We start from the raw sequence: 14748 nt of genomic DNA on the forward strand, positions 1-14748 counted from the left end.
TTATAAAATTTAATATAAAAATTGTATTCTTTTAAATTAAGTTAGTTGTCCCAATAAACTTAATTTAATTTTTTTCTTTTTTTAATTAATTCATTTTAAACATTTAAGTTTATTCTTTATTTTTTTAGTTCAATTATTTTTTTAAATTTAAATCTATAATTTTAAATTAAAGGTTGTCTACAACAACAGTTCTAAGGCAATTTAAATTCAAGTTTGAATCTTGTATTTTGTTTCATACAAGTCTTTAAATCTCAATTATAAATTTATATTTATTAATCAATAAAACTAATAAAAATAATATTTTTTAATTCAATTTCTACTAATTTCGATTGAACGAATTTCTTTATTTCTCTAATTTTATTTTTTTAATTCCTCCAAATTCAGATTTAACTGATTTTAATAAAATTTATCATTCAAGATATTTGCGTTTGCATTTATAAAAAATAAAGCAAAAAAATTGGTCATATATATAATATGGAGATTTTTTAAGCACTTTTGCAATTATTTTTTAAACATTTAGTAACTAAATAGTAAAATAAATAGGCGTTTTAGTTACAAATTGATTTTTAATATACTTTTTCATTTAATTAATTAGTAAAACTATTTATTTTAAATCTTCTTTCATAGTAAATATGCTACTTTTCATACAAAAAGTTATGAGCAAAATGTAAATAAAATTTAATAAAATGTAAATACAGAAAAATCATATAAATATTCTCAATTAAATTTATATTTATTTTATTTAAATTCTCATTTAGAACATAAAAAAAGCACCTAAAAAGGTGCTTAAAGATTTGCATTTGCTGTATTTATTTAATTTTCTTGAACACTTATTTCGCATTATAGTATTTTAGCGAAAAAACATGAAATTTTTTCTCAATATGTTATAATTAGATAGCCAACATTAAAAATTACATGTTTTAAAACAAGAAATGGATTAGTAAAAACACTAATCCATTTTTGTTATTTTAATTTTTCTTTTAATTTCAATAGTTTTTTATCTGTAGCTACAATTCTTTTTTCTATTTTTTCACTATATTTATTTCTGAATTCTTGTAGCTCTATTTCTTTTTCAATGTAGCCACATATTATTTCACTAACTGTTATTCCTTTTTTCTCAGCTAGTTTTTTAAATTTATTTTTTTGTTCTAAACTTACTCTAACCCTTATAACTTCAGTCTTAACTTCTTTTGTAGCCACATTTTTTCACCCCTATTTTTTTGTTACCACATTTTATTTATTCTGTAGCTACACTTATTTTTCCTCTATTTTAAAATATTTTATTTTCCTAATGTTCTTATCCATTTATCAGCAATTTTTTCTTCATGTTTTTTAAACTTCTCATATTTTTTATATTTCTTCATATGATTTTTTATTTCTTTGTCTAATTCTTTTATATTCATATGCTCTAATAATTTTTCATTAGAATATATATCTTTTATTGCATATTCAAAAGCTCTTTTTTCTTTAACATCATTTAAGTTATTTAAAATCTTTTTAAGTAATTCTTTCTTTGAAGATATTTTAATATCTTTTCCTTCATTAGCAATTGCTAAAAGAGTTTCTATTCTCTTTTTAGTATGTTTAAATGTTATTTCATTAAAATCATCTTCTATTCCATATTTTTTTAGATATCTATGGAACTCTTCTAAATTATCTTCTCCTTCAAACAATTTTATTATATCTAAACTTGTTAACTCTTCCATATTATTATTAACTCCTATTTTTTATTATTAAATTTTTTTCCTTCTAATTTACGTTCTAGCTTTTCTTCTTCTCTTATTATTTCTGATAATTTAATTCTTTTTTTATTAATCATTTCTTCTTTAAATCTTCTGTTTCCTGTATTACTCATTTTAAATATTGTTATTTTAATAAAATTTATAAAATAACTACTCCCATCCTAATTTAAATTCTAAAGAAAAACTTTTTATATTAATTTCTTAAAATAAAAAAGCTAATGACTCCTACAAAATTTGTAGAAGTCATTAGCTTTTAATAAGCAGTTAAAGGTTAACTTCATAACCTATTATTATTTTTTAGTATTGTCTTTCTTTATAATTAAATATTATCTTAAAAATTTTTATTTTTCAAATATATATTTTATACCCACATTAAATTTTATTTTTATTTTTTAAAATTTTATCATTTTCAACTAAAAATTTATTTATTCTTTTATATTTTTATTTAATATTATTTCAATATCAAAATGTTTAATATTTAATATTTATAACATTTACAATTTGATAAATTATAAATGTTAATTTATTATAATTTTAAATATACAAATAATTCTTCAATAATTTATAGAATTTTTCTAATTTTAAAATCCAATTATATTCGTTGAAAAATATTAGCTTCATTTAGGCTAATATTTTTTTATTTAATCATTTTTACCTTTACAACTGCTACTTAATTCTGATAATAGTTATAAAAATATGAAAAATATAGTTAAATTTAAATTCTTGTATTAAAATCTCAGATGGAATTTTTATAGTTAATTTATTATATATTATATATAAATATATATTTATAAAACACTTAAATTTATTTGATTTTCAAATAAATTTAAGTGTTTTATAATTTAATTGTTATTTGTTATTAGATTAACATTTTTTCTTTATCTTTTTATGAATTATAATTACATCAATTGAGTTAAAAGGAGTTAGTAAAAAATCAACTCCTTTTATATTTATCTTAAAATTTCCTTTTGTCTTACATTTAATTCTATTTATTATAAGTTAATAACTATTGTATTAACAACTATTTATCTTTATAAACGTATCTATTGGAGTTTACAAAAGTATTTATTGGAGTTTATAAAAATGAACTATTGGAGTTTACAAAAACATTTTATTTTTATCTGTAGGTTTTCACTCCCTATTTGTTGCGATAAACTCCCTATTTGTTAGGAACTTTTCCTAATCTATAGGTTTTCGCTCCCTATTTGTTGCAATAAACTCCCTATTTGTTAGGAACTTTTCCTAATCTGTAGGTTTTCGCTCCCTATTTGTTGCAATAAACTCCCTATTTGTTAGGAACTCCTAATCTATATAAAATAACTCCCCATTTATAGATTTAAATTTATATTTTAATTTGCATATCATCCAACTTATTATATAAACTATCAAATATCATTCTTATTAATCTCTTTTTCTTTTTCTATTTCTCTAATCCTCAAATCTTTTTATCAAATTATAAAATGTATTCTTCTTTATTCCCATTAACTCCATTGCTTCTACAGCTTTTATTTCTCCTTTTTTCCATTTAGGATATATTTCATCCCAATTATCAGGATACTTTGCTCTAGGACGTCCTAAATGCTTTCCTAATGCTTTTGCTGCATCTATTCCTTCTCTTTGCCTTTGTTTTATTTTTTCACGTTCTTTTTGAGCCATATAAGTCAATAATTCAAATATTATATTTCCTATTAATTTTCTTTCTAAATCAGTTTTTCCTTCTGTATTTAATACTGGATTATCTAAAACAACTATATTTACTCCTAATTTTTCAAGCTCTTGCCATTCTTGCTTTATCTGATCCATATTTCTTCCTAATCTATCAAGTTCTTTTATTACCAGGATATCTCCCTCTCTTAAAAGACTATTCTTTAATGTTATATACCCTTCTCTATTAAAGTCTTTCCCACTTTGTTTATCTGTAATTATATCTCTTTCTTCTACTCCATATTTCTTTAATGATTCTATTTGTCTATCTAAATTTTGTTCCTTGGAACTTACTCTTGCATATCCATATATCTTTTTCATAATAATTCCTCCAAGTTTAGTTTATAAAGATATTATCATTTTTATAAACGTTTGTAAAATATTTTTATATAATTTATAAACATTTTAATCCTTTATTTTTAGATATAAAAAACCAGTTTAAAAAGGTGTACCTTTCTAAACTGATTTTTCCTAATTTTTAATAGCTCTTAAATTTCAATAAATTTTTATATATTATATTATGAGAAAATAAAAATAGAATTAGGATAGTAATATAACAAAGTTATTGATTAATTTATTTCTATATATCTAAAAAATATTGCAATATTTATATATATATGTATATAATATTAGTGAAGAAGTAATTCTATACGGAAAAGGTAACTCTGTATTCCCGCTTGGGGGACAATAATATCCAAGAAGCACCTAGTTCATAGGTAAAAATGGACTGTTACCTATAATTTAAATTTTAATGTATGATATCATAAAGTTATAGAGTTTAAATCTCTATAATTTTTTTTTAAGTGAGAGTAAATATATGGAAAATGGAGTTATGAAAATAAATAAATCAAGTAATTTAAGTGTAATGAGCATGTCAGATATAACTTTAAAATGCTTACAAGAATTTTATTCCAAAGAGCTTATGAATAGTACCTATGTTTATGAATATGAATATTTAGATAACCTAGTTAATAATATACCTCCCAAAATACATTTAGATTTTTATGAAGCAAATATGTGTCATTTATTAGGTATTCAACACATTGTAGATAATTTATATAATAAAAATACATATACTGGTGAACTAGGATATAATAAAATTAAAAATAATGAGATGTCTATAGAAATCTTAAAATCAATTTCAAAAACTAAATTTAAAAGTCAGAAAGATAGATTTAAATTCTTTAAATGTATAAAGGATATTATAGAAGAACCAGACTTAATTTTATATAATTCAAATAATAATAATTCAAAAATAAAAAGCAAATATATTATGTACAAGCTTATTGGAAATAATTATGTTCATTTAGGAATAGATTTAGAAGATAATTCTGATAAACAAGAAAATTCTAATAATATAGATAAATGTTTTCCTAGGACTTTTTTAATAGAAAAAAATATGAAAAAAAAATTTATAGATAATCAAACAAAATTAAAAGTAAAAAAGACAGATTTAATTCCAAAATAACGAGTACAATACAAACGCTCATTATTTTGGAATACATTACCAAATTCATTTTACTAGAATATTCTTCTTTTATTTCAGATATATCATTTTTACAATATTTATTAACTTTATTTATATTTATCTATAAATTCTTCTAAAGCTAAGCTTATTAATTGTTGTACTTTAAATTCTTTATGATTTAAAACAAACTTTTCCCATTGCTCCAAAATATCAACATCTATTTTAAATAATTTTTGTTTAACATTTATAATCGCTTTTGGTTTCAATTCAACTGAATTTACTTCTATAAAATTTTTATTTCTTTCATAATCAACAATTAATTTTTTTATTGGTTCTAATAATTCTATTAATTCTAGCAACTTCAACTCATTTATATCTTCGTTATATTTTTGTATAAATTTATTTTTTTCAGATAAATTTATATCCTCACTATTGTTTAAAGATATATTATTATCCTTTTGTATATCTTTTGTTATGCTCTTTATAAACTTATTACCAACTCTTTTATAACCTTTTCTATTAAGTCTCTTTACTATTACTCTATCATTAACTTTAAAATCATTGATCTCTATATCTTTCATAGATCTTCCTGCTTTTAATTCAATATTTATATAATTTACAATCTCATCAACTGATAATTTATCTAAATTCATAATATCCCCTCTATATAAAAATGATACTTTAATTATATTTATTTTACATTATTTAACTTTTAAAATACATTTTTTTAATATTTATTTACTATAAAACTTTTAACTTATAGATATCATAAATCTTAAATAAATATATTCTAATTTATATTATTAATATAATTTATTTAAATTTTACATTATAAAAAAAATTATTATCATAGGTGCAATCCCCCAATCATATTTTTTCCATAATATAGCAGTAATCAAAAAAATTAAAATTCCTATTAACTTTAATTTTTTTACAATTATTTTGCATTTTTTAGCATTTATATCAATCACCTCAATTATTTATAAACTAAATAAATTATCTAGATAATAAATTTATATATTTTTTTAATATTAATCTTTAATTATATTATTGTTATACTATTATATATCTTTAGTTTTTATTAAAATCTATATTTTCAAACTATCAAAATATAAAATTTTATGCTTATCCTTTATAAATCTATTATTTATATTTTTAATCATAACATCTTCTTATATAAAAATAATACTTTAGTTATATTGTATAATTTTAAAACAAAAAATAATAGAAAATTTTTCTAAATTATTCATAAAAAAATATTTGTATTGAGTTATAATATAATAAAATAATAATTAAAATAAATTATTTATATAAATATTTGAGGATTAAAAAATGAAAAATATTACTAAAAATAAATTAAATAATATATCACTTTCTATTTTAGGAACATTCTTATTTATTGCTTCACTTCTAATATATCCATCTCCTTATAAAACTAAATTTAAAAATTTTTCGCCAAATCTTGAAGTAAATTTAACCAAGAATTCAGTTATTTTAGAATATCTAAATGTTCCAAAATACGCTAAGAATTCTAATATTAGAAATACAGAAATTAAGTATACATATTCATTTTTTTCTAATCCTATTTATTTAGAAAAATCAAAATCTAATAATTCAAATAATATAAATATTTCTAATTATAATATAGGGAATCTAAACTCTAATAAAAATAATATGTATAGAGTAGTCTGTTCTGAAAAAAATAGTAAATATAAAATGAGTTTCAATTTTAAAACAAAATTTCAAGCCGAAAACTTTGAGAATAAATTTAAAAATTTAAAAAATAAATATGATATTGAATGGAGTTTTTTAAAAGGTTATTAATTTAATAAATGACATTTTCTAATCTATTATTTTTAAATTATTGAACTAAATATAAGTGAAAAGAAAACAGTTTATAAAATTTATTTTATAAACTGTTTTCTTTTCACTTATATTTTTCTTCTTCTATTAATTCTCTTATTTCTATTGATAATTTTTTATTGTAATAGTATATATATAAATCTTTTTCATCATTATTATCTGTTTGATTTACTAAATCTAATAACTCAGAATAAGTTAATTTTTTCAATTCTTCTATTAACTTTAATATAGTATCTCTTTCCATTTTCACCTTTACCTTTATATTTTAATTAATATTTGTTTACTTATAACAATTATTTTTAATATTCTAAAAATCAACTAAATATAATATTATTATTATAAGTTATTTATACTATTTGCAATATCTATATATTTTTTAGGAAGCTGCTCTATACATCCTCCTAAATAAAACATATTATTTTTAAAAGTTAACCAACTTCTCATCCTTCTATTATATAAACTTTCTGGAATTAAAAATCTCCCAAATGTTTCTTCAAAGGAACTATATACAGATAATCTATGAACTAAATCCTGAACATATCCTTCTAAATTATATCCAAATGTATATATTGCACATTTTTGATAATCAGTTAATGAAGATCCAAAATATTGTGTAATAAATTTATCACAATAAGGAATATAATTGTTCTCTAAAACTTCTATTAATTTGCTCCAAGCCTGTTCTTTACTTATAGGGAAACTATAAAATTCTCCCACATAAGTTCCATATCCAACAGAATTACTATACTCTCCTACTCCAAATTTATATGGCTCTGAACTAAAACCTTCATCACAAGCAATCATTATAGCCGCTTTTTCAACTAAAGTTAAATTAATAATACTTTTATTATCTAAAACTATATATTTAGAATATACAAATCCACCATGCTGTCCATAATATATATTATACCACTCTCCTACTAATGGCCCTAATTTTACTCTATCTCCTTTATTTAATGATCCAATAACACTATAATTTAATCCTGCACCTGATCTTACATTTAAAGTTCCACTTTCTATATTTACAATTCCATACATGATATTGCCTTCTTTCGCATTATTTTTCTTTTTCAACAAGATCTTTAATTAAGTTAATATAATTTTCTTCTCTCTTTTGTTGATTCGCATCTCTTACTTTTTGTACTTGTATTATATATATTATTAACACTATACTTAACAACGTCCAAATACCTTGAGATGCTGCTATTTTTATTAATTGATTAAACATTAAAGACTCACTTCCTTAAGTATATAATTTTCAACTATATTTCTACATGATCTCAACTTCATATATATTGTAGATTTTTTTTTTGAAGTCATTTTCATCAACTCACTTATTGATTTATGGTTTATATAATATTCTATTAATAATATCTTTTCATCTTCCTTTATACACTTTGGCAATAATTCCTCAAATAATTCAATATTATTTAAATAAGCGTCTATTTTCTCTTCTTTGTCAACTCTATCTATATTATCCCTTTCACAAAAAATAATATTTTGTAATTCCTCTATTCCAACTTTTTTATTTTGTTCATTGATAAGTTTAATATAATAATTTTTCAAACAAACTTTTATATAACCAAATAAATTTTCTTTTTCTAAATTTATTAAAAGAATTAATACCAGTAATTCTTCTATTAATTCATCATATATATATGTTCCTTTATCTTTAGATAACATTCTTATATATTTTTCAAAAAGATTTATAACTTTTTTTAAGCTACTCTCATCATTTTTTCTTACATTTTCAATTAAAAATTTTAAATAAATATTTTTTTCATTCATTTTGTATCCTCCAAATAAATATTTCTTATCTATTTAGAGTCTCTAGTATATTTATTTTCTAACGTTTTTTTATCATTTAACCATTTTTTAACACTTAAGTAAGTTATATGAATAGTCTATTTATTTTTTGTAAATTTATTATTTTAAATTAGAATTTATTAAATTAATTTCTTTTAGTATAGACAGCATAAAAAATTAATTTTAAGCTAAGGAGGTTTTATAAATGAATTTAAAAGCTTATGTTTGTTTTAATGGAGGACCATTTACTTATGTAACAAGACATCCAAATTGGAATAATGATGGTGTTGGTCAATTAAATAATGGTACTGAAATAACAGTAATTAATGAACAAAATGGTTGGTATCAAATATTGTTTGAGGATTCAACTGCTTGGATTCCTGTATCCAGAGTTTTTTTCCCTCTTATAGGAATAACTACAAATAATAATCCAAATGAATCAATGCCATCAACTTCTTCTAATCCATTCGCATGTCTTCATAAAAATGGTACCGCTGTAACTATTATTGGTGAGTGTAGTCTTGGATATAAAATTCTTTTTAATGGCTCTATAACTTATCTTGACCCTTCTAATGTAAGAATAGGGAAAAAAGGTTATATTCTTTTTAAAGATGGACCATTTACTTATGTAACAAGACATCCAAATTGGAATAATGATGGTGTTGGTCAGTTATATAATGGTACTGAAGTATTTATTGTTGGAGAACAAAATGGTTGGTATCAAATACTATTTGAAGATTCAACTGCTTGGGTTCCTACACCAAGAGTTTATTGCCCTAAAAACTTTATTGCTCTAAATGGCACAATTCAAACAAACGGAAGTAACTCTTGTAATATCCAAAGAATCCCTTCATATGATTCAAATCAAACTGCAACTAAGTATTCTAATGGAACATTCGTTCATATAATTGGTGAAAATAACGGTTGGTATCATATAATAAATGGCACTAGTACTGGTTGGGTACCATATTCTAATGTGTCAGTTAAACAAAAAGCTTATGTTTGTTTTAAAGGTGGACCATTTACTTATGTAACAAGACATCCAAATTGGAATAATGATGGCGTTGGTCAATTAAATAATGGTACTGAAATAACTATTATAGGCGAACAAAATGGTTGGTTCGAAATTTCTTTTAATAATGGATCTGCTTGGGTTCCTGTTGAAAGACTTTATATTCCTTTAACTAATTTTATTTCAGTAATAGGCACAATAACTAAAGAAACGACTATCCAAAGTGCCTCAGCTTCTGATTCAAATTTATCTATTAGACGTTGTAATGTTAATGAAGATTTCACTATTATTAACCAATCTAATGGTTGGTATCAAATATTATTTGAAGATTCTACCGCTTGGATTCCTTGTGCTAATATAGAAATTTTGACATTTAAAGCATAGTAAATAAGTGGTTAAAATATCGTATATAAATTCTTTAAAAGGAGTGAAGAAAATGTCACATATAGATCCAATAAAAACTACTGAAATATCTTGTATAAATCCAGTAAAAGAAACTACTGAAATATCATGGACAAATCCATATGAAATGACTTTTTATTTTTTTGTCCCTGAACAAGTCTTTTTTGAAATAGCACCAATATTAGGCTCATATGATGCCTTTTTACATGCTAAAGGTCAAGAAATAGGATTAGCTGCCTCACTAATCGTACAAGCTGCTTGGGCTTTTGTTGGTGGACCTGAAGCTGCTGCAAAACTATCTGGGGGTGGTCTAAGTATATCCATGTCAATGATTGAAGAAATATTTGAAAATGAGTATTCCGAATTGATTAATGTATTTAATCAAGCTAAAAGCAATTGTAGTAAATACCAATATCCTAGAAGTAGCTGGGAACTTATACATCAAACTACATGGCGTTATTTTCCTGGAAGACCTTGTCTAGTAAATTCAAGTTGGACTTTTCAAGGAACAAATGACCCATATACAGAATATGTAGAATAAAAGATATTAAATAAAAAAGGAACTAAAATTTATTTTAGTTCCTTTTTTATTTAATATCCCAATTATAAAAAATAATACTTTATTTATAATGTAAAGTAAGTAAAGAAAAAAGTTAGATATAAAAATACATAAAAAACTCCTAGAAAAAGCAATCTATGAGAACTTATAACTTAAAAACTGAAACTTTTCGTAAAACTTTTTAATTAAAATAATATCTCTTAACTAGTCTAATTCCTAGCTAAATTAAAGATAGGTAGTAACAATTTCTAAATTGTGGTCTTCTATAACCTTTCGATTCATCCAAAATAATATGTACCCCAAATTTAGGCAACTTTTTATAACTTTAAATATTGACTTACTATTGCCTTATTTATATTTAATTTATTTACTATTTCAAATAGATTTAATCCTGATTATTTTAATAATTTTAATTTATTATAGTATATTGTTTCTTCTGTTATATCTAATTTCTCTATTAATATTGTATCTTATACCAATAACCACCTCTCGCTCTCATTCCTTTACTTACTCTTTTAACTTGTCCACTTCTTAACCCTTGCTCATAATCTAAGAACTTACTTATAGCTTTCGGAATACATCTCAATACCTTATCAATTTCTCGATTATTTAAAGGCTCTATAAAACTTTCATTTAATTTATATACTTTATCTTTTAATACCTCATTATCTCTCGTATATATACCTTTCCAATAGGCATAACAATGTATTATAAAATGCCTATAACCTCTATTTTTTTGTTACCAAACTTTATTTATTCTATAGCTACATTTATGTTTCCTTCTAACATAAAAAAATGATATACTAAATATAATTAACTATCCTAATAGATTATAAATACTAAACACACTAATATGTAGAGCATTTTTTGAGGGTTTTTTATAATAGATCATCTTTTTTCAACTTTGTTATATATCTTTCTAATGATTTAATTGTTATATTTAATTCTTTAGCTATTTCCTTATTTTTTATTTTATTTTTTTTCATTTTAATAATTTTATTTTTTAAGTCTTGTAATTCTTGTTGTTTTTGAGTTAACCCATTTTTATTTCTTGGTGTTCTTCTTAAATTATTTCTTTTATACTTTTCTTTTCTGCTAATTAATATTAATAATTGCTCTTGCTCTTCTTCTGTAATTTTTAATAATTTTATTAATTTAGTATTTGTATAATTATAACCTTTTAATTTAAACTCACTATTTTCAAATACAACTATACTTCCTTCATTCTCTTTTAAGCTTTCACAATGTGCTTTATAAGCTTTTTCTGCTGATTCCGTAGCTTTTATTACTTCATGAAGTGGTAAAGGTTCTCTAAATCTTTGATTAAATTTAAGCATTTTATTTAACGCTTTTTTGCAATTATTATCTATCAAACATGAGTAATATCTATATAAAAAGCACATTATCTCTCTTAATCCTTCACATTCGCCATGTCTTAAATCTTGTATTCTCTGAATATCTTCTCTTCTTTTCCAATTTAACTCATATATATTTAATCCTGTTTGTCCTGCAGTTAAATTTAAAACTTTATTTTTTCTTTTTCTCGTGCTTTTAGGTATATATTTAAAATATTCTTTTTTTAATTCATCTAATCTATAAATATTATTATTAATTTCTATTATTTCTGCATAAGAATTAGATTTTGTATTAAGTGTTCCTGGCATTCGGAACACTCTTGTTACATCTGTACAACTTTCATCAAGTTCAAACCCTTTAAAATTTAAAATTTTTAATCTCTTAGCTAATTCATTTTCGATATTTTGCCAAAATTTTAATCCTTGCTTTGGCAAATGCTCTAATAAAAAAATTAATTGAACTCCACGCCCAGTTCCAACTGTAATTGTTGGTGTTGGAATACTTTTATTATAATAATTCTTCTGTAAATGCTCTAATAATGCTTGTACACTTTCTTTAGTTACAATTTTTTTATGATTATCTATATCCAAATATAAAGCGTTTATTCTTCTTATATTATTTGAATTCCTTACAGGAATATAAAAACTATTTATACTTACATAAGTATTCAATTTTAAAGTATGTAAGTATTGTATTACTTCTTTTTTAATTAATTCATCTTCTGAATAACACCATTGATAAAATTTTTCTTTTTTATCCTTAATTCCAATAGTAATAAATCCATCATCATCTCTATGAATTTTATTTATATATATAATACTTTCTTCTATTTTTTTATTATCTAAGCATCTTAAATCACTTAATTTTTTTATTTCTTTTTCTTCTCTTCTAGCTAAGTTGCTCATTGTATTTTCCTTTCCACGAACTTGCAACTTATCCAATTTCCTTACTTTACTTTTTAAACTCTATTTGCTATTATAAAAATAACAAGTTTAATAAAGTTTAGAAGTCCTCTAAGGACTTTGGATAAGTGGAGAAAAAGAGTTAACAGTTTGGCGATTGTGGAACTCTTTTTTGCTTTATCCGTACATTTTTTATTCTTTTGTTTTATTTTAACATATATCGCCCTATATGTTATATTTTTTTATTTTTCTCACCAAATATTTTTGATGTACCTACTAATTAATTTTTTATCTAAACCTCTTTCTGCACTATGTCCGAGTTGCTCTGAAACCTTACAACACGCCATTTCTATTGAATCCCCTGCTAATCTGTATCGCTCATATTCTTCTTGAGCATAAAGCTTTCTAATTGAATGAAAGCTAGTTTCTTTATACTCATTTTTTATATTTAACTTCTTCATTGCTCTGTTTAATGCCATATTAATAGCATTTTCTTTTACTGCAACAATTCTATCTAAATCCCTAGATACGCTATTATAAAGCTTTGTAGCCACTTTTATTTGTTCTTCAGTATTAAAATTAACTGTTCTATCTCTCCCCCCTTTTGCGTCTTTTACAAGTATTTCTTTTTTATCTAAATCTATATCTCGTTTCTGCAATTTAGTTATTTCGCTTATTCTCAATCCGAAATTCTTGCCTATTTCTATAGCTTTCTGCCCGTTTGAGCCGTCTTTCATTGCTTCATGAATTCTTTTATAATCTTCCAGTTTCATTTGTTGATCTCTAATTATTTGTTTTCCACTTACGCTAGTTGGAGTTTTAAAATCATATTTTATATTAGTTTTATAAGTTGAATTAATAAGATTACTCATTTTTCTGATATGACTAGAATATTCCCGTAACGTAGCTTGACTACATTTTTTTGCTTTCTCATTCAAAAATTCTTGAATATGATTTGAATTTATATGTTTAACTAATTTAACTTCACTATGATTTTCTTTCATCCAATTGCTAAAGTTAGCCGTAAAATCTATAAGATTTTTTCTATCTGCAAAACTAAAAATTCTAGTCTTATTCATCTGCTTATTTTTTTTAATTGAATGCTTGTCCATCTTTTCTTTGAAATTTTTCTCAATACAAGTTTTAAATTGATATTTTAAATTTCTTCCCATTAATTTTCCTCCTAAAAATTTGGCTGCAAAGCAGCCCCTTTTAATATTGCCCCCGCCTCTGCGGCTAACGCCGCATTTTAAAAAAATCACTTTAACTTTTAATATCTATTAATATCTATTTGACTTTTTTATCCAATAACTTTAAATTTCATTTTTAACTTTTTTATCCATTTTAAAACAGTACTTATTTTCAAAATAACGGTACTTATGCTTTAAAAAAACGGTACTTATTTTTTAACATATAACTCTTAGATAGCTATTTCACTAGCTTTACAGATATCCGTATGCGAGCATTAAATTTTTTCTAACGCAAAAATTTAATGCTCACACTTCACAGATTAAAAAATAAAAAAAATTGCAAATTGATCTCTTTTTCTATAAAGAATAAAGATCTAATTTTCAGACTACTTCTTCTGTTTTAACAAAACAGACTATTGCAAATCGGCATTTATTAATAATGACCCGATTTCTCATAATTGCATAGCAATTATGCTATAAACATTCATATAAGCGTATAAATACGCTTATATGCGTTTTGTTATGCGAATAACGCATTTCGCTTCGCTGTATGCATTATTCGCATACAATGCTTTTTTAGAATGCTTTTACACATTCTCGTTACACTCAAAATGCGTAAAAGCATTCTAAGTGTTTTTTTCTTTTTTTAATTTTTTAATTCAATTCTTTCTTAAATTTTTAATTATTTCTCTTTATTTTTTTCGTTTTTTATACAATTTTAAATATTAAATAAGTTAAAGCTTT

Annotated in this window: 16 protein-coding genes and 1 riboswitch; of the genes, 4 read left to right on the forward strand and 12 right to left on the reverse strand. The window is 22.6% G+C overall.

The window, feature by feature from the left end:
- Positions 1 to 963: 963 nt before the first annotated feature.
- The 4 genes from HMPREF1092_RS16165 to HMPREF1092_RS16175 all read right to left on the reverse strand — a co-directional run bounded on the left by HMPREF1092_RS16165 (position 964) and on the right by HMPREF1092_RS16175 (position 3767).
- On the reverse strand, positions 964 to 1200 hold the full coding sequence (locus HMPREF1092_RS16165) for a hypothetical protein (RefSeq protein ID WP_002599775.1): 237 nt from the start codon (positions 1198 to 1200) through the stop codon (positions 964 to 966).
- Between the two features lie 80 nt (positions 1201 to 1280).
- Positions 1281 to 1706: a hypothetical protein gene (locus HMPREF1092_RS16170; RefSeq protein ID WP_002599776.1), complete on the reverse strand. Its 426-nt coding sequence runs from the start codon at positions 1704 to 1706 to the stop codon at positions 1281 to 1283.
- Positions 1707 to 1720: 14 nt separating this feature from the next.
- Entirely contained in the window at positions 1721 to 1855 is a 135-nt protein-coding gene (locus HMPREF1092_RS17730) for a hypothetical protein (RefSeq protein WP_278244385.1), read from the reverse strand.
- A 117-nt stretch (positions 1856 to 1972) separates the two neighbouring features.
- Positions 1973 to 2036: riboswitch (Fluoride riboswitch) on the reverse strand.
- 1134 nt (positions 2037 to 3170) lie between these two features.
- Positions 3171 to 3767, reverse strand: coding sequence for a recombinase family protein (locus HMPREF1092_RS16175; RefSeq protein WP_002599777.1), 597 nt, complete (start codon positions 3765 to 3767; stop codon positions 3171 to 3173).
- Positions 3768 to 4263: 496 nt separating this feature from the next.
- Between HMPREF1092_RS16175 and HMPREF1092_RS16180 the strand changes: the two genes are divergently transcribed.
- Positions 4264 to 4914, forward strand: a complete 651-nt coding sequence (locus HMPREF1092_RS16180) for a PBECR4 domain-containing protein (protein ID WP_002599778.1) — start codon at positions 4264 to 4266, stop codon at positions 4912 to 4914.
- A 107-nt stretch (positions 4915 to 5021) separates the two neighbouring features.
- On the opposite strand, the gene HMPREF1092_RS16185 is transcribed toward HMPREF1092_RS16180, so the two are convergent.
- Complete coding sequence (locus HMPREF1092_RS16185) at positions 5022 to 5567, reverse strand: hypothetical protein (RefSeq protein WP_002599779.1); 546 nt, start codon at positions 5565 to 5567, stop codon at positions 5022 to 5024.
- Positions 5568 to 6246: 679 nt separating this feature from the next.
- Here HMPREF1092_RS16185 and HMPREF1092_RS16190 point away from each other — a divergent pair.
- Positions 6247 to 6738, forward strand: a complete 492-nt coding sequence (locus HMPREF1092_RS16190) for a hypothetical protein (protein WP_002599780.1) — start codon at positions 6247 to 6249, stop codon at positions 6736 to 6738.
- 103 nt (positions 6739 to 6841) lie between these two features.
- Here the strand turns inward: HMPREF1092_RS16190 and HMPREF1092_RS16195 are convergent, their stop codons facing one another.
- The 4 genes from HMPREF1092_RS16195 to HMPREF1092_RS16210 all read right to left on the reverse strand — a co-directional run bounded on the left by HMPREF1092_RS16195 (position 6842) and on the right by HMPREF1092_RS16210 (position 8565).
- Entirely contained in the window at positions 6842 to 7021 is a 180-nt protein-coding gene (locus HMPREF1092_RS16195) for a hypothetical protein (RefSeq protein WP_002599781.1), read from the reverse strand.
- Positions 7022 to 7113: 92 nt separating this feature from the next.
- Positions 7114 to 7851, reverse strand: coding sequence for an SH3 domain-containing protein (locus tag HMPREF1092_RS16200; protein WP_242830436.1), 738 nt, complete (start codon positions 7849 to 7851; stop codon positions 7114 to 7116).
- Complete coding sequence (locus tag HMPREF1092_RS16205) at positions 7835 to 8005, reverse strand: BhlA/UviB family holin-like peptide (RefSeq protein WP_002599783.1); 171 nt, start codon at positions 8003 to 8005, stop codon at positions 7835 to 7837. The genes HMPREF1092_RS16200 and HMPREF1092_RS16205 overlap by 17 nt, the downstream gene beginning before the upstream one ends.
- A complete protein-coding gene (locus HMPREF1092_RS16210; RefSeq protein WP_002599784.1) occupies positions 8005 to 8565 on the reverse strand; it encodes a hypothetical protein in 561 nt (186 codons plus the stop codon). Before HMPREF1092_RS16210 ends, HMPREF1092_RS16205 begins: the two co-directional genes overlap by 1 nt.
- A gap of 223 nt (positions 8566 to 8788) precedes the next feature.
- Between HMPREF1092_RS16210 and HMPREF1092_RS16215 the strand changes: the two genes are divergently transcribed.
- Both HMPREF1092_RS16215 and HMPREF1092_RS16220 read left to right on the forward strand, forming a co-directional pair.
- Positions 8789 to 9979 (forward strand): SH3 domain-containing protein, encoded by a 1191-nt coding sequence (locus HMPREF1092_RS16215; protein WP_002599785.1) that lies wholly within the window; start codon positions 8789 to 8791, stop codon positions 9977 to 9979.
- Positions 9980 to 10031: 52 nt separating this feature from the next.
- Positions 10032 to 10538, forward strand: a complete 507-nt coding sequence (locus tag HMPREF1092_RS16220; RefSeq protein ID WP_002599786.1) for a hypothetical protein — start codon at positions 10032 to 10034, stop codon at positions 10536 to 10538.
- A 475-nt stretch (positions 10539 to 11013) separates the two neighbouring features.
- Here the strand turns inward: HMPREF1092_RS16220 and HMPREF1092_RS17735 are convergent, their stop codons facing one another.
- From HMPREF1092_RS17735 to HMPREF1092_RS16230, 3 genes are all read right to left on the reverse strand, one after another.
- Entirely contained in the window at positions 11014 to 11142 is a 129-nt protein-coding gene (locus HMPREF1092_RS17735) for a hypothetical protein (protein ID WP_278244386.1), read from the reverse strand.
- A gap of 292 nt (positions 11143 to 11434) precedes the next feature.
- Positions 11435 to 12853 (reverse strand): hypothetical protein, encoded by a 1419-nt coding sequence (locus HMPREF1092_RS16225; protein ID WP_144054985.1) that lies wholly within the window; start codon positions 12851 to 12853, stop codon positions 11435 to 11437.
- A gap of 212 nt (positions 12854 to 13065) precedes the next feature.
- Entirely contained in the window at positions 13066 to 13986 is a 921-nt protein-coding gene (locus HMPREF1092_RS16230) for a tyrosine-type recombinase/integrase (RefSeq protein ID WP_002599788.1), read from the reverse strand.
- Between the last annotated feature and the right edge of the window lie 762 nt (positions 13987 to 14748).

The sequence above is a fragment of the Clostridium thermobutyricum genome, assembly GCF_000371465.1.
Lineage (GTDB): Bacteria > Bacillota > Clostridia > Clostridiales > Clostridiaceae > Clostridium > Clostridium thermobutyricum.

Coding starts and splice junctions, on each gene's coding strand:
- HMPREF1092_RS16170 (WP_002599776.1), bottom strand. CDS start 1,706: ATGGAAGAGTTAACAAGTTTAGATATAATAAAATTGTTTGAAGGAGAA.
- HMPREF1092_RS17730 (WP_278244385.1), bottom strand. CDS start 1,855: ATGAGTAATACAGGAAACAGAAGATTTAAAGAAGAAATGATTAATAAA.
- HMPREF1092_RS16175 (WP_002599777.1), bottom strand. CDS start 3,767: ATGAAAAAGATATATGGATATGCAAGAGTAAGTTCCAAGGAACAAAAT.
- HMPREF1092_RS16180 (WP_002599778.1), top strand. CDS start 4,264: ATGGAAAATGGAGTTATGAAAATAAATAAATCAAGTAATTTAAGTGTA.
- HMPREF1092_RS16185 (WP_002599779.1), bottom strand. CDS start 5,567: ATGAATTTAGATAAATTATCAGTTGATGAGATTGTAAATTATATAAAT.
- HMPREF1092_RS16190 (WP_002599780.1), top strand. CDS start 6,247: ATGAAAAATATTACTAAAAATAAATTAAATAATATATCACTTTCTATT.
- HMPREF1092_RS16195 (WP_002599781.1), bottom strand. CDS start 7,021: ATGGAAAGAGATACTATATTAAAGTTAATAGAAGAATTGAAAAAATTA.
- HMPREF1092_RS16205 (WP_002599783.1), bottom strand. CDS start 8,005: ATGTTTAATCAATTAATAAAAATAGCAGCATCTCAAGGTATTTGGACG.
- HMPREF1092_RS16210 (WP_002599784.1), bottom strand. CDS start 8,565: ATGAATGAAAAAAATATTTATTTAAAATTTTTAATTGAAAATGTAAGA.
- HMPREF1092_RS16215 (WP_002599785.1), top strand. CDS start 8,789: ATGAATTTAAAAGCTTATGTTTGTTTTAATGGAGGACCATTTACTTAT.
- HMPREF1092_RS16220 (WP_002599786.1), top strand. CDS start 10,032: ATGTCACATATAGATCCAATAAAAACTACTGAAATATCTTGTATAAAT.
- HMPREF1092_RS16230 (WP_002599788.1), bottom strand. CDS start 13,986: ATGGGAAGAAATTTAAAATATCAATTTAAAACTTGTATTGAGAAAAAT.